Annotated in this window: 16 protein-coding genes; 1 reads left to right on the top strand and 15 read right to left on the bottom strand. The window is 66.4% G+C overall.

The window, feature by feature from the left end; translation table 11 throughout:
• Window positions 1–51: 51 nt before the first annotated feature.
• The 10 genes from LMF57_RS09985 to LMF57_RS09940 all read right to left on the bottom strand — a co-directional run bounded on the left by LMF57_RS09985 (window position 52) and on the right by LMF57_RS09940 (window position 10476).
• Complete coding sequence (locus LMF57_RS09985; protein WP_025877210.1) at window positions 52–324, bottom strand: hypothetical protein; 273 nt, start codon at window positions 322–324, stop codon at window positions 52–54.
• A 195-nt stretch (window positions 325–519) separates the two neighbouring features.
• Complete coding sequence (fusA, locus tag LMF57_RS09980) at window positions 520–2562, bottom strand: elongation factor G (protein WP_229291318.1); 2043 nt, start codon at window positions 2560–2562, stop codon at window positions 520–522.
• 402 nt (window positions 2563–2964) lie between these two features.
• Entirely contained in the window at window positions 2965–3714 is a 750-nt protein-coding gene (locus LMF57_RS09975) for a hypothetical protein (RefSeq protein WP_229291317.1), read from the bottom strand.
• Between the two features lie 74 nt (window positions 3715–3788).
• Window positions 3789–4292, bottom strand: a complete 504-nt coding sequence (locus tag LMF57_RS09970; protein WP_229291316.1) for a TonB family protein — start codon at window positions 4290–4292, stop codon at window positions 3789–3791.
• A 117-nt stretch (window positions 4293–4409) separates the two neighbouring features.
• Entirely contained in the window at window positions 4410–4841 is a 432-nt protein-coding gene (locus LMF57_RS09965) for a hypothetical protein (RefSeq protein WP_229291315.1), read from the bottom strand.
• 210 nt (window positions 4842–5051) lie between these two features.
• On the bottom strand, window positions 5052–5813 hold the full coding sequence (locus LMF57_RS09960) for a heme ABC transporter ATP-binding protein (protein ID WP_229291314.1): 762 nt from the start codon (window positions 5811–5813) through the stop codon (window positions 5052–5054).
• The gene (locus LMF57_RS09955; protein ID WP_025877218.1) at window positions 5810–6853 is read right to left on the bottom strand and encodes an iron ABC transporter permease; all 1044 of its coding nucleotides are present in this window, start codon (window positions 6851–6853) and stop codon (window positions 5810–5812) included. Before LMF57_RS09955 ends, LMF57_RS09960 begins: the two co-directional genes overlap by 4 nt.
• Complete coding sequence (locus LMF57_RS09950) at window positions 6850–7896, bottom strand: ABC transporter substrate-binding protein (RefSeq protein ID WP_229291313.1); 1047 nt, start codon at window positions 7894–7896, stop codon at window positions 6850–6852. Before LMF57_RS09950 ends, LMF57_RS09955 begins: the two co-directional genes overlap by 4 nt.
• Before the next feature lie 50 nt (window positions 7897–7946).
• A complete protein-coding gene (locus LMF57_RS09945) occupies window positions 7947–9326 on the bottom strand; it encodes an ATP-binding protein (RefSeq protein WP_229291312.1) in 1380 nt (459 codons plus the stop codon).
• Between the two features lie 121 nt (window positions 9327–9447).
• Window positions 9448–10476 carry an alpha/beta hydrolase-fold protein gene (locus tag LMF57_RS09940; protein ID WP_229291311.1) on the bottom strand — a complete coding sequence of 343 codons (1029 nt, stop codon included), beginning with the start codon at window positions 10474–10476 and terminating at the stop codon, window positions 9448–9450.
• Between the two features lie 270 nt (window positions 10477–10746).
• On the opposite strand from LMF57_RS09940, the gene LMF57_RS09935 reads away from it, so the two are divergent.
• On the top strand, window positions 10747–11121 hold the full coding sequence (locus LMF57_RS09935) for a hypothetical protein (protein ID WP_229291310.1): 375 nt from the start codon (window positions 10747–10749) through the stop codon (window positions 11119–11121).
• Window positions 11122–11206: 85 nt separating this feature from the next.
• On the opposite strand, the gene LMF57_RS09930 is transcribed toward LMF57_RS09935, so the two are convergent.
• The 5 genes from LMF57_RS09930 to LMF57_RS09910 form a co-directional block, all read right to left on the bottom strand.
• Window positions 11207–11608, bottom strand: coding sequence for a DUF805 domain-containing protein (locus LMF57_RS09930; protein ID WP_080148804.1), 402 nt, complete (start codon window positions 11606–11608; stop codon window positions 11207–11209).
• Between the two features lie 84 nt (window positions 11609–11692).
• A complete protein-coding gene (locus tag LMF57_RS09925; RefSeq protein WP_229291309.1) occupies window positions 11693–12991 on the bottom strand; it encodes a replication-associated recombination protein A in 1299 nt (432 codons plus the stop codon).
• A gap of 367 nt (window positions 12992–13358) precedes the next feature.
• Window positions 13359–13997 carry an outer membrane lipoprotein chaperone LolA gene (gene lolA / locus LMF57_RS09920; RefSeq protein WP_229291308.1) on the bottom strand — a complete coding sequence of 213 codons (639 nt, stop codon included), beginning with the start codon at window positions 13995–13997 and terminating at the stop codon, window positions 13359–13361.
• A gap of 110 nt (window positions 13998–14107) precedes the next feature.
• The gene (locus LMF57_RS09915) at window positions 14108–16048 is read right to left on the bottom strand and encodes a DUF3857 domain-containing protein (RefSeq protein WP_229291307.1); all 1941 of its coding nucleotides are present in this window, start codon (window positions 16046–16048) and stop codon (window positions 14108–14110) included.
• A 41-nt stretch (window positions 16049–16089) separates the two neighbouring features.
• Window positions 16090–18453, bottom strand: coding sequence for a DNA translocase FtsK (locus tag LMF57_RS09910; RefSeq protein ID WP_117310385.1), 2364 nt, complete (start codon window positions 18451–18453; stop codon window positions 16090–16092).
• Window positions 18454–18668: the final 215 nt, after the last annotated feature.

The raw sequence follows: 18668 nt of genomic DNA, 5'->3' as shown, positions 1-18668 counted from the left end.
GAATCCCGCATTATCAACAAGGCAGGTGACAACGGCCACCCCGCCACCGACTTATTTCAGCTGCAACGGGTAGCGTTGCCACAGTACGTGAACCAGGAAGCCGGCCAGTTCGGTATCGCGTGCACTGACCGCCGCGCGGATCTTGTCCAGCAGGACCATGTCGCTGCAATGCCGCACATCGGCGTGGTTGGCCTGGCCAGCGCGCCGTGCCCGATAGCGTGCAGCCCGCTGTGCATCGCTCATTGCGTACCCGAACTTGGGCGGCCGACCGCGTTTGCGCGGCAGGGTCAGCTCCAGGGTTCCGGGATCATTGTCATCACGCATGGGGGCGGGCGGCGGCAAGCAACGGGGGGTGCGCAATTTATCGTGAGGCATCACTTTAATCCAGCTTTTTCTGCAGTTTTGTTGCAACGCAATGCAGGTGCGCGGCGCACGGATGGCACCCATCCACGCCATGCGTGGATGCCCCCCTCGCCAATACAAAAAAGGGAGCCCGCGAACGGGCTCCCTGCATCCACCTTACGTTGCACGCACCGGCTCGTAGCCATGCAGGTGCGATTCGCTGCTGGCCCGTCCCTGGCTCAGCGAGCGCAACGAAGTCGTATACCCGACCAGCTGCGCCAGCGGCGCGAATCCGCTGACTTCGGCGCGACCGTCCTGGTCGTCGATGCGGGCAACGCGCCCATGGCGGCGATTCAGATCACCCACCACGTCCCCCACCGAGGCCGACGGCGAATGCACCGTCACCGCCATCACCGGCTCCAGCAGCTGCGTACCGCTGGCCGCCAACGCGGCCTTGATGCCCTCGCTTCCGGCCCGATGGAACGCCATCTCCGACGAATCCTTTGCGTGGGTCTGGCCATCCACCAGGCTGACTTCGATGCCGACTACCGGGTGGCCCTGCGGCCCTTCCGACAGCGCGGCACGAACGCCTTTTTCCACCGCAGCGATGAAGTTGCGCGGCACCACGCCACCGACGATGCGGTCATTGAACACAACCTCACCGTCGTCGCGCGGCACCACATCCAGCACCACGTGCGCGAACTGGCCCTGGCCACCGGTCTGCTTGACCAGACGGCCCACCACGCCTTCCACGGCACGCTGCGGCGTTTCCTGGTAAGCCACGCGCGGCGCGCCAATGCCGATGTCCAGCTTCCATTCGCTGCGCAGCCGCTCGACCATCACCTCCAGATGCAGCTCGCCCATGCCCCAGGCCAGGGTTTCACCGGTCTCGCGATCGGTTTCCACCCGGAACGAGGGATCTTCCTGGGCCAGGCTTGCCAGGCCCTGCGCCAGCCGGATCAGGTCGGCCGCACGTGCCGGCTCCAACCGCCAGGCCAGTACCGGGGCCTGTGCCTGGATGCTCTCCAGGCGCAGCGGCTGCCCTCGCCCGCTCAGCGTTTCACCGCTGACCGCATCCTTCCAGCCCAGCACCGCCACGATGTCGCCGGCCACGGCCTGCCCGATGTCCTGGGTCTGGTCGGCCTGCACGCGCACCAGCCGGCTGATGCGACGCCCTTGCGGGTGCTGCGAGCTGGCCACGTTGTCGCCTACCTTCAAGGTGCCCGAGTACAGCCGCACGAAGCTCAACGCACCGTGCTGCTGGTGGGTGATCTTGAACAGCAGGCCGGCCAACGGGCCGTCCGGGTCCGGCGGCAGCAGGACGTCGCCGCCCTCGCCTTCGGCAGTGACCGCAGGACGATCCAGCGGCGACGGCAGGTAATCGACCACCGCATCCAGCAGCGTTTCGATGCCCTTGTCCTTGAAGGCAGCACCCGCCAGCACCGGTACGCCGGCGCCCGCCAGCGTCGCGCGACGGATCGCTGCGCGCAGCGTCACCGCGTCGATGTCACGGCCTTCCAGCCATGCCGTTGCCAGCACATCATCATGGTCGGCCACGGCTTCGACCAGCGCATTGCGCTGCGGTTGCCAACGCGCGCGCTCGGCTTCGCTCCATGCCGTCACCGTCGCCGCGCCTGCGTCCTGCCACTGCAGTACGCGGCCATCGACCAGGTCGACCCAGCCGTGGAAGTCGCCCTCACTGCCCAACGGCACGCCCAGCGCCCACGGTCGCGCGCGCAGCTTGTCCTGCAGCTGCTCCAGCACGCGCTCGAAAGAAGCGCCGATGCGATCCATCTTGTTGACGAACGCAATCAACGGCACGCCATGCCGGCGCGCCTGGCGCCACACGGTTTCCGATTGCGGCTGCACGCCGTCCACGGCCGAAAACACGGCCACGGCACCGTCGAGCACGCGCAGCGAGCGCTCGACCTCGATGGCGAAGTCGATGTGGCCGGGCGTGTCGATCAGGGTCAGCTGGTGCAGCGGCAGATCGCGTGGCGCCCACTGTGCGTGCACGGCGGCCGCACCGATGGTGATGCCACGTTCGCGCTCGATCGCCGAGAAGTCGGTGGTCGCGTTGCCGTCATGCACTTCGCCGACGCGGTGGATCTCGCCGGTCTTCCACAGAAGGCGTTCGGTAAGGGTGGTTTTGCCCGCGTCGATGTGGGCAATGATGCCGAGGTTGCGAAGACGCGACAGCGTCTGGGTGTTGGTGTTCATGAGAGGGGTTCCTGCTGGGCCAACTTCGGGGGCCGCACACGCCGGTTGGCAACGGCGTGTGCGGCTAGCGTTCGGTCTCGGCGATCTGGTGCATGGCACGTTCTCCTTGCGGTGGAGCGGGTTGAGGGATGGGGACGGAAACGAAAAGAGCGCCCCGGAGGGCGCTCTGTGGATGGTCCAGCGAAGGCCGCGATCAGCGGACTCGTAGGGCTCCAGGCAGACACGCCCGTTCCGCGCTTGCGCGGGTCAGGGTGAAAAACTTCAGGAGCGGCATCCGGTTCATGTGGCGCATTCTAGACCTGTCAGTCTGGCGCGCAAGTGCATATTGCACACATGGATGGAACGATGAGCCCCGAAGTAGAGCCACCCCATGGGTGGCTGCAACCCAGGTCGTCAGGCGAATTACTTGCAGTCGTGCAGCCGGCGGGCATCGCCCACGGTCGCCGCGTGCTGCTCGACGGTCGACACCCAGCCCTTCAGCGACATCGCCGGGTCGGTGCGCGGCTTGCGCGGACCACCATGGATCAGCACTTCGGTCCAGCTGCCGGTCGGTGCCAGTTCGGCCAGGCGTGCGGCCTGGTCCTCGTCGGTACTGAAGGTGTCGTCAGGCGAGGAGGGTTTTGCGTTGTTGACCGTCGCCTGCTTGCGTACGCGCACACGCAGGGCGCCATCCGGCATGCGCTGGGTGGCCACCTCGTAGCGCTCCACGCCGTAGGCCCACTTTGATTCGCCGGGGCGACGCGTCTCAGTGCCGTCAACGGCAACCTCGACCGACTCGCCGGTGACCGAGCCCAGCGCAGCAATGCCGCCGAAGCCGGCCATCATCGCCTCGTAGGCCACCATCTGCCGCTGCTCGACCGACAGCTTGCTGGCGTCCGGTTTCATGCCGGGCAGGTTGAGATAGGCCGCCTTCTTGCACAACAGCAGCACGCGCTTGTCCTCCCAGGCCATCGAGATCTCACCATTGGCGAAGTACTCGGTGGTGAACGATGAAACCGCTGCGCCCTCGCCGGTTGAATGGCGGGTCTCAATCAGCGACGCCTCTTCGGACGCTGTCATCAGCGAGACCTTGGTGGTCGCAGCGGCGCTTGCGGCGCCAACAACGCCGATCAAGGCGACAAACAGAGCGCAGCGCGGGCGGGAGAGATTCATCAGCCATTCCATTGAAAAAAACGAGCTGGCAATGATACGCCGACTGCGGGCGCTCCATATCTGCGGAGAGGCGCCTATGACTCATCCGTCTCGAAGGAAAAGACATGCTCAACCGAGCCCCCCGCATCAAAGCCATCGCGATGTGCGGGCACATAGCACCAGTCCCACACGCGTTCGACTGCGGCCGCATCCTGCGCTGCGTCGCCACTGGACTGAACAATATCCACAGTTTGCAGTTGACCAGAGGCATCCACGTGCATCCGCAATCGAGCTACACCTCCCGTGCGTTGGGAAGTCGGGTAATCCAGTGGATTCAGCAATGCGGAGAAGAACGAAATGTCGACCTCCGCGCCTCGGGTTGCCGTCATGGAGCAGTCATCCCGTGCTTGGAATCGCTTCTCTCGCCTCACCCTGACCTGCAGCAACGCCTCCGAGGCAACGTCCGCACATGCGTCACGCTCACTATCCAGTTGGCTTCTGCAGGAGTGCTGTGCCCGCTTACGCTCAGCCGGCTCCAGATCGCAGCCGGGCAAGCAGATCAGGATGGCCGGCAGGATTACGGCGACTAGAACTTTCATGGCGGGAGGAGATTTCTGTAGAGATCCAGAAACTATCCATTCACCTTGAACCCGACTCCATGCAACTAGTCTGAAAGTAAGGCCTCACCAGGTCGCTGCCGATCGGTTTCGCCGGGATCAGGAATACTTCTCCGGGTGCTGCCGATAGTCCCAGTTCTCCTCGGCGTGCGCCCTGACCCGAGCACTCCTGTCCTGTACGAATACCGAATGCAAGCGAGCGGCGAGCGGCTTTGGCATGTCAATCAGATGGCACGCCACGCGGAAACGAACTGCGGCTGCGGAGTGGGAAGCGAGTTCAATCCAAGCGCACTCTGTGATTGGGTACGCATGATTCAGCTTACAGAGCCAACTGCCGGCCGTCTCCCAAGTCCCAGCAGTCCCCTCCACCAAACCTCTGCTAATGAATTTGATCACTGTCTCGATCGGCACGACACCTTCCTTGAAATCGTGGATGGCGTTGATGATGTCAACCACAATCTGCAGCTCACCTTCTTTGGTGTGGCACTGAGCCGCATGCTTGATTTCGTGTTCCCTGCCAAATGTGAACATATAGGCGCCTGCGTCTGGAACAGCTAATGTTCAAGTGACTATGACTTTCAGCGCAACCCGGAGCGCCGCCCACCAGCGATGGCGCAAAGGGGGTGCACCGGGCGAGGCCCGGCTCGAGCGAGCTCAGCCGCACTTCTCCTGCAGAGGAGAATCATCGAATTCATACGTCACCCTGAACCATCGGAGGCCATTTGCGACAAAGCCCAGCAATCAGGTCACCACCACCAACGGCACACCTCGGCGCGGATGCTGCAGCACCACCACGTCCTGCTGGTAGACGCGCTGCAGGTGGGCCTCGGTCAGTACGTCCGAAGGCGTGCCGTCAGCGGCCACCCTGCCCTGCTCCAGCAATACGATGCGATCGGAGTAGCCGGCCGCCAGGTTGAGGTCGTGCAGCACCACGATCACGCACGCACCGCCCTCGGCGCAGGCACGCACGCTGCGCAGGGTGCGCTCCTGGTGGCGCAGATCCAAGGCTGCCGTAGGCTCATCCAGCAGCAGCAACGGCGTGTCCTGTGCCAGCACGCGCGCGAACGTGGTGCGCGCCGATTCGCCGCCGGACAACTGCTGCACTTCGCGCAGGCGCAGCGCCTGCAGCTCGGCAGCATCGATCGCCCGCTCCACCTGAGCCTCATCCACCTGCGGATCCGGCGGGTGCGGCAGGCGCCCCATCGCCACCACTTCCTCCACGCTGAAGGCGAAGCGCACGCCGTGCTCCTGCGGCATCACCGCACGTTCGCGCGCAAGCGGTCCGGCCCTGTAGTCGCGCAGCGGACGTCCATGCAGCTGCACATCGCCACCGTCGGCACGCAGATCGCCAGCCGCCACCCCCAGCAGGGTCGACTTGCCAGCACCGTTGGGCCCCACCAGCGCCGTCACCGTGCCCGGCTCGAATGCGAGGGTGATGCCATGCAGGATCTCGCGCTGCTGGCGACGCACCACCACGTCGCGCAGTTGCAGGAAGGCGCTCATGCCGCCGCCTTGCGGCGCTGCTGCAGCACCAGCCACAGGAAGAACGGCGCGCCCAGTGCGGCGGAGAACAGGCCCAGCGGAATCTCGGCAGGCGGGTCCAGGGTGCGCGCCGCAGTGTCGGCCACCACGATCAGCAGTGCACCCAGCAGCCCCGACAACGGCAGCAGCCAGCGGTGGCCAGGCCCAACCAGCAGGCGCGCCACGTGCGGCACCACCAGGCCGACGAAACTGATCGAGCCGGCGAATGCCACCGCCGCGCCGACCAGCAGCGCACTGAAGGCCACCAGCAGGCGCCGTGTACGCGCCACGTCCAGCCCCAGATGCTGTGCCTGGCGCTCGCCGAGCGCCAGCATGTCCAGCGGCGTGGCCAGCCGATGCAGTGCGAACGCGCCGATGGCGAACAGCGGCAGCACCGCCACCACGTCGGCCCAGTTCGCGCGCGCCAGCGAGCCCATCTGCCAGAACACCAGCGATTGCAGCTCGCTTTCGTTGGCGATGTAGGTCAGGAAGCCGATCAGTGCCGAACAGAACGCGGCCATCGCAATGCCCACCAGCAACAGCGTGGCATTGCCACTGCCCTTGCCCGGCCGCGCCAGCGCGTAGGTCAGCCCGATCGCGGCGGCACCGCCGCCGAAGGCCGCCACCGGCACCAGCCAGCCGGCTGCACCCGCAGCGCCCAGCACGATCGCCGCCACGGCACCCAGCGCGGCGCCCTGGCTGACACCGACGATGCCCGGATCGGCCAGCGGATTGCCGAACAGTCCCTGCAGGCTGGCACCGGCCATCGCCAGCGCGGCGCCAACCATCGCCCCCAGCAACGCACGCGGAATGCGCAGCTGCCAGACCACGGCCAGGTCACGGCTGCTGACCGATTGCGGATCCAGCAGGCCCAGCTTCACCGCCAGTGCCTGCATCACTTCCAGCGGCGGCAAGCGCAGCGGCCCCACGGCGAACGATGCCAGCACCGCGCCCAGCAGCGCGAGCAGCGCAATCAACAACATCGTCCGCCCGCGACGGCGGCGTCGATCCGCAGGGCTCATGCCTTCGGCAGCGCCGCCAGCGCCTGCGCCAGGGCCAATGCACCGGCACCGGAACCGATGCTGGCGTACTTCAACTGCGCATCCGGCATCACCCAGACCCGGTTGGCCTGTCCGGCCGGGGTCTGCTTCAGCGTCGGGTAGGCCTTCCACAGGCCTTCGGCACCACCAAACAGCTGCAGGTCGTGCTCGGTCACCAGGATCACGTCCGGTGCCGCCGCGACCACACCTTCATTGCTCAGCTGCGAATAGTTGGCCACGCCGGCCTCGGTGCCGATGTTGAGGCCGCCGGCCAGGGCGATCAGCTTGGCCGATGCGCTGTCGGCACCGGCCACGGTGGGCGCACCGCCCGCTCCCGTCGCCGACACATGGATCACCCGCGGCGCATGCGCCAGGCCCTTACCGATCGCGGCGGCCTCATCCAGCTGGCGCTGCACCTGCGTGGCCAGGGTCTGCCCTGCGTCGGCCACGCCGAGCACGGCGGCGATCTTGCGCACCTTGTCCGGCGCCGGCTGCAGGTCATCGATCACCACTGCAGGCTCGCCCACTTCGCGCAGCTTCTTTGCCAGTTCGGTGTGGCGACGCAGGCTGTTGCCGATGAACAGCGACCCCTGCAGGCTGAGAACCCCCTCCACGCCGGTCGTGCGGTTGAACAGGAACTGGTGCGGTGCGGCCAGGCCTGCCTCGGTGGTGGTGTTGGTCGGCGCGGCGAACACCTGCTTGCCCAAGCCCAGCGCCTCGATCACCGCGATGATGTCGTCACCGCCGGCAATGATCCGGCTGCTGTCATCCACCTCCACATCGGCGCCATCGTCGGAGTGCACCTTGCTCGGCAGCACCGCCTGCTGCCCCGGCAGTGTCGGCACATCGTTGCCTGCCACCCGCTGCCAACCTGCGGGAAGTGCTCCCGCCTTGGCGGTGGCGGCCGCCGGTGCTGCTGCGTCTGGGTTGCCGGCAGACGGCGGCGCTTTGTCGCCACAGGCGGCCAGCATCAATGAAACGGCAATCGGGAGCGCGCACTGGCGCAGGCGGGAAGCGATGTTCATGCAGATTCTCCTTGCTGGCAGGGCGGCGGGGTGCCGCCCTGCCCTGTGGCTTACAGCTGACGCAGGCTGATGCGGGTGATGCGGTCACCCTTCGGATCTTCAGCGCCACGCGACTTGTTCACGGCGAAGACATTGCCCTTGCCATCGGCGCGGACGTGATTGGGGAAGGTGCCGCCATCGAGGTTGCCGACCACCTTGCCATCACGGTCGACGGCAGTGACAGTGCCGGCACCGCGATTGGTGACGTAGGCCAGGCCACTCTTCGCATCGAAGGCCACGTTCAGTGCGCCGGCGCCGACCGGCACGTCGTGCACGACCTTGCCGCTGGCCACGTCGACGATCAGCAGGTTGTCGGTGCCCTGCGAGGCTACGTAGAGGCGGTTGCGCTCGGCATCGAAGGCAACGCCCGAAGCGCTGATCGCATTGCCCAGGTCGATGACCTTGTCGACCTTGCCGCTGGCCACATCGATCACCGCCGCTTCCGGCGTACCGATGCTGACCGTGAACAGCTTGCCGCTGGGCTCATCCAGCACCAGGCTCATCGGCACGAACTTCTCGTCGTCCACGCCGGAGGCCAGGGTGATCGGCTCCAGTGCCTTCAGCGTCTTCGCATCGAACACCGACAAATGGTCTTCACCGGCGGCCGAGGCGAACACCTTGCCGTGCGTGCTGTCGACCACCACGTCGCGGGCGTGCGGCACGGCGCCGACCGGGAACTGGTGGACCAGCGACAGATCCGCCTGGCGATAGACAGCCACGGTGTCCTGGCGGGTGTTGCTGACCCAGACATTGCCATTGGCATCATCGACGCCCACGCCATACACCGCGAACACCGCACCGTTGGTGCTGCCCGGCACCTGCGCCGGGGTGATGGCCTTGGTCACCTTCAGCGACTTCGGGTCGAGTTTCAGCAGCTGCGACTGGGTGACCGGCGGGCGGCCGACGGCCGAGGTCACGAACACGGCATTGCTGGCAGCACTGTAGGCCGACTGGTACAGGCCGGGTACCAGCTTGTTGGACTGGGTGGCGAACTTCGCCTGGCCCGACAGCGGCAGCTGCGGCGACACACGCAGCTTCAGCACGGCTGCGGCGGCCGGCTGGCTGGCGCGCACCACCACCGGATGGGTGCCCGGCACGGCGTCGGCCGGAATGGCCAGCTGGGTCTTGAAGTTGCCATCGGCATCGACCACCACCGGCTGGCTGTTGAGCACGGTATCGCCACGCAGCAGGCTGACCTGCTGGCCCGGTACGAACCCGCGGCCGGTGACATCGGCGGTGCTGCCGGGAACCACGTTCTCACCGCGTGAGATGACCTGGCCCTTGAAGGTAGCGCTGGCCGGCTGGTCGAACACCGGCTGTGCGCTGGCGGTCACTGCCAGCAGCAGGCCGGCGGCCAGGGAAGTGAGGCGGAAAGACGGACGGAATGACATGGAAGGCTCCTTGCACACGTAGGCCGCGCCTGGTGGCGCGGGATTCATCGGTTGCCTTGGCCGCTGCACATCGACAGTCCGCCTGGGTAGTGGGGTCGCACGGCACTGCCGTGCGAGGGGGTCATTCGGCGGCGTTGTCTCCACCGGCCGGCGGGCCGTCGGCGGCGCTGCGGTCGCTCACGCCGTACAGCTCGTGCAGCGCCGCGTGGAAGGACGCGGGCAGCATCGGGCCATGGCCCAGGCCCGGGAACTCGCGGTACCGCACGCTCAGCCCCGGCACCTTGCCCAGGCGCTCGGACAGCTGCATCGCCGCATCCGGGGTGGCGCCACCAATGCGGCGCAGATGCGCGACCACGCGCGGATTGCTCATGTCGCGCTTGCCACGGTCGCCGACGCGCTCGGCACCGCCCAGCATCAGCCACACCTTTGCTGGCTGGCCATGCACGTTCTGCACGAACTGCTGCTCGATATCACCCAGCGGCGCACCCTGGCTCCACCACAATGACGGACTGGCACTGAGGTAGTACTGGAAGGCGGCCGGACGGGTGTACAGGCTGCTGAGCACGAACAGGCCGCCCAGCGAATGGCCCCACAGGGCCTGCTGCTGGCGATCGATGTTGGCGCGGCGTTCCACTTCCGGCTTGATGCGACGCTCGATCATGTCCAGGAAGGCCGCTGCGCCGCCGCCGACAGCCTGCGTCCTGCCGCTTTCGTCATCGGCGCGATCGATCCATGCGGTGTAGTCGCGGGTGCGCGACGCCGAATCGATGCGCAGGTCGTTGTCGTAGCCGATCAGCACCAGCACCGGCGGCGCCTTGCGTGCGGCCAGCTCGGCCAGCAGCGGCTGGTCCAGCACCATCGCCACGGCGTTGCCGTCCAGTGCGTACAGCACCGGCGATGGCGCCCTGGGGACCTTGGCCGGAATCGCCACATTCACCCGCCAGCGGCGCTGCTGGTCGGGGCTGTCGATCACGAAACGCTCGAAGCGATAGCTGGCCGCCGGTGCATCGAGCGCGGTCTGGCCCATCTTCTGCAGCGGATTGCGTTGCTGCGCGTATGCGTACGGGGTAGCCAGGAGCAGGCCCATCATCAAGGCGGCCAGGCCGGACAACAGCGGGCCACGGCGCGGAGGCAGGACGGAAGACTTCATCAGTGACGGCGAAAGCGGCACACGGCCACCGGTTCACAAGGGACCGCAGTCTACCTCAAACGCGAATGATTATCACATCGATCAAACGTCACGCTGTGTATCACGCGCGCGACAGTGCGTACGCCAGCGCTTGCACCAGGAGTCCGGGTTCATCTACTTTGCCTGCCATCGGGGCGCAGGAATCGCCCCGCCCTTGCGGGTGCCAGCCTGGTCCCTGCCCATCAGCTCCACAACCGCCATGGGATCGGATCCCATGATTGTGAGAACCCCTTGAAGCACAAAGCACTGATCCCACTCGTCGCCGGCCTTCTCGCCCCGCTGGCCGGCCATGCCGCGCCGAGCCTGGCCGGGCTGTATTCGGCCTATGAAGAGGCCGGCTATTCCTCCCTCGGGCTGGAAGAACTCAACCAGACCGTACAGTTCACGGCAGTGAGCTTGGGCGCCTCCAGCAACCTGCAGGGCGAGCCGGTCCTTGAGGCAGGCGATGAGGATGGCCAGGTGCTGGCCCGCCTGACCGCCTCCGACGACGAGCAGAACGCCAAGCTTGCAGCGATGGAGGACGGCGTCACCTTCACCGCCAGCTGCACGCTGCAGTTCAGTTCGGGATCGGACTATCTGGCGTTGGGCGACTGCGTTCTGCAGTAATCAGCTTGGCACTGCTGACAGCAACGCAGAAACGACGAAGCCGGCCCTGGGCCGGCTTCGTTGCATCGGGCCGAAACCCGTTGACTCAGGGGCCGGCGGGCACCGGACCGTACGGGTTGTCCTGCGGCGTACCCGGCAGCAGCGCAAAGATCAGGATCACCACGCCACCGCCCGGCACCAGCGCCAGCAGGTACAGCCACCCTGACTGGTTGCAGTCATGCAGGCGGCGCACGGTCACCGCGATCAGCGGCACGATCGTGGCCAGCCAGAGCGCACCCACCAGTGCCACCGCGCCGATCGTGATCCCGGCCATCCAGCTGGAATCGGCGTCCAGCACGAGGCCGGCAACGAGCGCCACTGTCAGCGCAATCACGCATACCGCGGCTCCCGCAAGCAGCAGGAACAGCTGGAACATCCAGTACTCGCGGCGGTTGGCGCGGCCTTCGAACTGGGCGTAGCGCTTCAACGGCAGAATCATTTCCTGCACGGCATCGTTCCTTGAAAAACAAGCCGCGCAGTCTGCCAAATGCATGCGAGCGGAGCAATGCGCCGCCTTGCCACACGCAGACGACTACGCGCCCTTGGCCGCCCTCGCCGCCTCGCGCTCGGCGCGCAGGCGATCCAGTTTTTCCTTCAGCTTGATCTCCAGCCCGCGCGGCACCGGGTTGTAATACACCCGCTCGCCCATCGCGTCGGGGAAACCGGTCTGGTCCAGCGCGATGCCGCCCTCGGCATCGTGGTCGTACTGGTACTCGGCGCCGTAGCCCAGCTCCTTCATCAGCTTGGTCGGTGCATTGCGCAGGTGCAGTGGCACTTCTTCGGTACCACTGTGGCGCACATCGGCCTTGGCCTGGTTGAAGGCGGCATAGCCGGCATTCGACTTGGCGGTGCTGGCCAAGTACAGCACCAGCTGCGCGAAGGCGAGCTCGCCTTCCGGGCTGCCCAGCCGCTCGTAGATGTCCCACGCTTCCAGCGCCATGCTCTGCGCGCGGGGATCGGCCAGGCCGATGTCCTCGATGGCCATGCGGGTGAGCCGGCGCGCCAGATACGAGGGATCACAGCCGCCGTCGAGCATGCGCGTGAGCCAGTACAAGGCGGCGTCGGGATTGGAGCTGCGCACGGACTTGTGCAACGCCGAGATCTGGTCGTAGAACTGCTCGCCGCCCTTGTCGAAGCGGCGGGTACGGTCGGCCAGCACCTGGGTCAGTGTCTGCGGGGTGATGCGACCACCCTCCCCGCCCGCCAGCTCGGCGGCGATTTCCAGCAGGGTCAGCGCACGGCGGACGTCGCCATCAGCGGCGGTGGCGATCTCCAGCAGCAGCTCGGGCGCGACTTCAATGCGTTCCTCGCCCAGCCCGCGCTCGCGATCACCGAGCGCACGTTCCAGCGCTTCGACGATGTCGGTTGGCGAAACACCTTCCAGCACGTGCACGCGGCAACGCGACAGCAGCGCCGAATTCAACTCGAACGACGGGTTCTCGGTGGTTGCACCAACAAACAGGATGGTGCCGCGCTCGATGTGCGGCAGGAACGCATCCTGCTGCGCCTTGTTGAAGCGGTGCACTTCATCGACGAACAGCACGGTGCGGCGACCTTCGGCGAAGCGCTGCGCGGCCTCTGCCAGCACCTGGCGCACCTCCGGCAGGCCGGACAGCACGGCGGAAATGGCACGGAATTCGGCGTCGGAGTATTCAGCCAGCAACAGCGCCAGCGTGGTCTTGCCGCAGCCGGGCGGCCCCCACAGGATCATCGAATGCACGCGCCCGGATTCGACGGCACGGCGCAACGCGCTCTCTGGCGCGAGCAGACGCTTCTGCCCGACCATCTCATCCAGGGTGCGGGGGCGCATGCGCTCGGCCAGCGGGCGCATGTGTTCCCGATCGACACTCAGCAGATCAGGGCCGGGGAATGAAGTGGAGCGATGTCTTGGCACGTGCTCATTGTACCGCGAGAGCGTGCCAACCAAGGTTGGCACCCACCAGAGCAGGTAGCGCCGGGCCATGCCCGGCGGACCGGAGATCTGCGGCAATCGGTAGTGCCGGCCGCTGGCCGGCAGATCAAAAGCATGTCAACCAAGGTTGACACCTACCAAGGGCGGTAGCGCCGGGCCATGCTCGGCGGATCGGAAATCTGCGGCAATCGGTAGTGCCGGCCGCTGGCCGGCAGATCAAAAGCATGTCAACCAAGGTTGACACCTGCCAAAAGCGGTAGCGCCGGGCCATGCCCGGCGACCGCGATCAGTTGCCGATGACGTCGGTACCGGCCGGCGGGGTGAAGCGGAAGGTGTTGGCGGCGAAGCTGGGGTTGCGCTTCCAGCCGCTGAAGCTGATCACAGTGCGCTGGCCCACGGCATCGGTGATCTCCATCTTCGCCAGGCCCTGCGCGTTGAAGCCCAGCGCGGCGTACTGGAAGCTGGCTTCGGTCTCGCGCTTCGGCGACAGCGACAGCCACTGCAGGCCATCGCGGGTGGCAGCCTCTTCGCTCACGTCGTACTGCTGCTCCAGCAGTGCCGGGTTGATCAGCGCGGTCAGCGGGCTGTTCTGCTCTTCCTTGCCCTGCTCGCGCACGGTCGCCTGCTCCAGATCCGGCTCGAACATCCACACCTTCTTGCCGTCAGCCACGATCAGCTGCTCGTGCGGGCGCACGTATTCCCAACGGAACAGGCGCGGTGCCGACAAAGCGACGCGACCACTGGTGGATTCCTTGACCTTGCCGCGGCTGTCGAACACCTGCTGGCTGAACTGCCCATCCAGGCCCTTCAGGCCGGTGGTGAAGGTTTTCAGGTCATCACGGGCGCCGGCCCAGGCGCTGCCGGCAACGGCGCAGGCCACGGCCAGGGTGGTGGTGGCAAGGAAACGGCGGAGGCGAAGGTTCATGCAGGGATCCTGTGGGCGCGCGGCCAGGAAAGTTGGGTGCCAGTGTGCCCGGCGAAAGATGAATGGGCGATCAGGACACCATTATGACGCCCTGATCGCTGATCGGCGATTCAGCTGCCAGCGGCCGGCAGCTTGCCGTACAGCACCTGGCCACGGAAGCCGCGGCGTACCTCGCGGAACAGTGCGCGGAACGCGGCATAGTCCTGCGGCTGGCACAACGCCTCGGCGCCGCGCACCGCGTTCTGCTGCAGGCGGTGATGCACGGTAACCTCCTGGCCCTGCCGGCTCCAGTCGACCCGGTACTCGCCGGCCGCATTGGCAAAGCGCTGGCTGCGCGGAATCGCGATGATCGGGGCATTGGCCGGGAACTGCAGGCGATAGGTTTCCTCGCGCAGGCTGGCATTGCAGTAGAACGGCGTCTCGTTGTCCGGCGCCGAGGCGCTGGCATACAGCCCGCGCACCGATTCACCACCGGGCGGATCGGGCACGGCCATGCCGCCGGCCACGTCGAAGTCCACGTAGTCCTCGGCCTGGAACGCCATGCGATAGCCAAACGGCCGGGTCAGGTCGACCGGCACACCCTGCAGCTGCAGCTGGCCGCGGCCATCGAAACCGGACGCGGCCATGATCGATTCTTCAGCGCGCGCCCGGTTCTGTGCGTTGAGCTGGGCGAACTGCGCACGCATGCCGATCTCGGCGTTGTCGCTCAACTGCGGCACCGTCTCGCCACGCAGGTTGCCCTGCGCGTCGAAGGTGAAGCGCACATCCATCACCGTGGCGTTGCGCTGCGGATCATTGGCCGGCGTGCGCGCCAGGGTGGCATCACGGGTGTGCAGCACCGGCGCGCCAAGGTCACCGTCGGGCAGCTGGCCGAAGCGCGCCCAGGCACTGGTCGAATCCAGGTACAGGTCGAACTCGGGCACGTAGGTGATGGCGTGGTTGAAGCGGCCCAGCAGCGGAATCTTCGGCAGCGTCGGGCCGCCACCGGCACCGATCAGCACCGGCGAACTGGTGATGCCCTTGGCCGCCAGCAGGGCCTCGAGGATCGTTACGTGGTCCTTGCAGTCGCCATAGTGGTTGTCGAGGATGCTCTGCGCACTGTTCGGCTCCAGGCCGCCATTGCCCAGGTACACCGCCACGTAGCGGATGTTCTGCGCCACCCAGCGGTACAGCGCATCGGCCTGCGCGCGACGGCCGCTGATGCCGGCGGTGACTTCATCAGCCAGCGCCTGGATCTCCGGGGTGACCTGTGCGGCCGGCCCTGCTTTGAGTTGATAGGCGCGGCCCATCTGCGCCCAGTCGCGATAGGTGCTGGCCATGATGTTCGGCCCGAACTCCCACACCGCCGCCGACCAGTTCTGCGCCTGCATCGGCTCGCGGCGCTGGTAGCGCCAGCGCCATTGCGCCTGGCCGTTCTTCACCACCGGCCGGTCACTGCCCTGCACGCCACGGCTGTCCACGAACATGGGCAGATTGGCCGGCGCGCTGAGGGTCACTTCGGCATCGTCGTACTGGGTGAACACATTGAAGGTTTCCCACAGGCCGAAGTAGCCCGGGAAATAGGGCGTCAGCTGGGTCCGGCGCACCTGGTAGAACAGCCGCGTACCCGGCGCCAGGTTCGGGAACACGATCACCCGCACCTTGCGGTCGGCATACATCGCCGCCGAGGCACTGGAATAGCTTTCCTGGGTGTAGATGCGGTCGGCCGGCACTTCGCGGCGCTGGCCGTCGGCGGTCAGCGTATAGGCGTTGACCACATCCAGCGTTTCCATCTTCTCGCTGTAACTCAGCCGCACCTGGCTGAACTGCTCCACCGCTGCCTTGGTCTTGAGCAGGATCTCGTAGGTTTCGGTCTGCACGTTGCCGGCATCGGCGCGCACCTGGTAGTCGGCGCGATAACGTACAAAGCTGAAGTTGTTGCTGGCCTCGGCATCGCCGCCGGTGGATGGCGGCGCGACTGCGGGTACAGCGGTCGCGGCGGCGTCGGCCAGCGCCGGGCCGGCTGCCAGCAGGCAGGCCAGCGCCAGCGCGCAGGAAACGGGTTGAAGCATGCGTCGGTTCCTTGGACGTCGGGAGTGCGGCAGGGCTTGGCTTACTTCGGCGGCGGCGGTGCCAGCACCGTGCGGTCGCCGTTGTGCTCGGGCGGACTGACCACACCGGCCGCTTCCATGGCCTCGATCAGTCGCGCCGCGCGGTTGTAGCCGATCTTCAGGCGACGCTGCACACCGGAAATCGACGCGCGGCGGGTCTCGGTGACCACGCGCAGCGCTTCGTCGTACAGCGGGTCGGACTCATCGCCGCCGCCGGAACTGGTCTCCGGCAGGCCGGTCGCACCGACCACCACGCCATCGCCCATCGTCTGTACTTCGTCCAGCACGCCGTCGACATAGTCGGCCGGCCCCATTGCCTTGAGGTGCTCGACCACGCGATGCACTTCCTCATCGGACACGAAGGCGCCGTGCACACGCTCGGGCATCGCCGTGCCCGGCGGCAGGTACAGCATGTCGCCGTGACCGAGCAGCGTCTCGGCGCCGGACTGGTCGAGGATGGTGCGCGAATCGATCTTCGAGCTGACCTGGAAGGCGATGCGGGTGGGGATGTTGGCCTTGATCAGGCCGGTGATGACGTCCACCGACGGGCGCTGGGTGGCCAGGATCAGGTGGATGCCGGCCGCACGTGCCTTCTGCGCCAGTCGCGCGATCAGCTCTTCGACCTTCTTGCCGACGATCATCATCATATCGGCGAATTCGTCGATGAAGATGACGATGAACGGCAGGGTCTCCAGCGGGCGCGGCGCCTCGCCCAGCTCCGGGTTCGGCTTGAACAGCGGGTCCATCATCGGCTGGCCGGCGTCCTGGGCGTCCTTCACCTTCTTGTTGAAGCCGGCCAGGTTGCGCACGCCCACCGCGCTCATCAGCTTGTAGCGGCGCTCCATCTCGGCCACGCACCAGCGCAGGCCGTTGGCGGCCTCCTTCATGTCGGTGACCACCGGCGCCAGCAGATGCGGGATGCCCTGGTAGACGCTCAGTTCCAGCATCTTCGGGTCGATCATCAGCATGCGCAGATCTTTCGGCGACGCCTTGAACAGCAGGCTCAACACCATCGCGTTGACCGCCACCGACTTGCCCGAACCGGTGGTACCGGCCACCAGCAGGTGCGGCATGCGCGCAAGGTCGGCCACGGTCGAGCGGCCGGCGATGTCCTTGCCCAGCGCCAGGGTCAATACGCTGGCGGACTTGTCGTATTCCTTCGAGCGCAGCAGCTCGGACAGGTAGATCATCTCGCGGGTGACGTTGGGTATTTCCAGGCCGATCACCGACTTGCCCGGAATCACATCGACCACGCGCACCGACTTGACCGACAGGCCGCGGGCGATGTCCTTGTCCAGCGAACTGATCTGGCTGACCTTGATGCCCGGTGCCGGCTCGATCTCGAAGCGGGTGATGACCGGGCCGGGATTGGCGCCGACCACCTGCGCTTCGATACGGAAGTCCTTGAGCTTGAACTCGATCTGCCGCGACAGCGCGTCGAGGGTGTCCTTGTCGTAGCCGATCGGCTGCGGCTTGGGATCATCCAGCAGGGCCAACGGCGGCAGGTCCGAGCCGTCGCCATTGACGCCACGGAACATCGGGATCTGGTTGTCGCGCTTGGCCCGGTCGCTCTTTTCGATCACCGGCTCCGGACGCGGCTCGATCTTCACCGGTTCGCGCTTGGCACGCACTTCGGCATCGGCCTTGCGCACTTCCTGGCGCTCCTCGCGCAGCGCGCGGGTCTGCTGCCATTCGGTGGCCTGCTCCTTCTTGCGCTCCAGCAATGGCGCCAGCGACATCACGCCGCGGCCGATCTTCTCCATCACCACGAACCAGGACAGGCCCGTGGCCAGGGTGATCGAGGCCAGCAGCAGCACCAGCACGAACAGGTTCGCGCCCAGCGCACCAAAGCCCACGCTGAGCGAATTGCCGACCAGCTTGCCGAGGATGCCGCCGGCACTGGAAACATCGCCACTGAACAGGCGCACGTGCAGGAAGCCGGTGCCGGCGATCAGGAAGCCGACCAGACCGACCAGCCGCAACGCGGGGTCCAGATCGTTCTCGCCCTTGCTCTCACGCTTGAGGCCGAACATCGCGATCCAGGCCAGCGCGCCCAGCACCACCGGCAGCAGGAAGGCGATGTAGCCGAACAGCTGCAGCAGCACATCGGCGATCCACGCGCCCGCGCGGCCGCCCATGTTGTGCACCGGCGCAACCACGCTGCCGGTGTGCGACCAGCCCGGATCGGTAGCTGAATAGGTGAAAAGACTGGCGGCCAGATACAGCAGCGCCGGCGCGATGGCGATCAGACCCAGGTCGCGCCACAGGCGCTGACGGCGTGGGTTGTCGGTCGTGGCCGCTGCCGCCGAGCGACGCGATGCCTTTTTGTCGTCGGACCTGGAGCGTTCGGGGACCTGCTTCGCCACCTTAGACCATACCTTTGGAATGCGCTGTTAGTGTTTGATAATAAACGAGACGGCGTCAGTTTTCAGTTATCCGTTGCCGCATGGGCAGGGACAAGCCCCAAAACCGCCCATGGATGACGGCGTTCTGTTCATCGGCTTGAATCGCCCTGCCCCAGCCGCCACTCTATGACCAGCCAAGGATGCCGTGCAAACATCGCCGCGCCTTGTCCCATCTA

The sequence above is a fragment of the Stenotrophomonas sp. SI-NJAU-1 genome (assembly GCF_020883215.1).
Taxonomy (GTDB): Bacteria; Pseudomonadota; Gammaproteobacteria; order Xanthomonadales; family Xanthomonadaceae; genus Stenotrophomonas; species Stenotrophomonas indicatrix.
The sequence above is the reverse complement of the archived record's forward strand: the minus strand, read 5'-3'. Positions and strand labels throughout refer to the sequence as shown.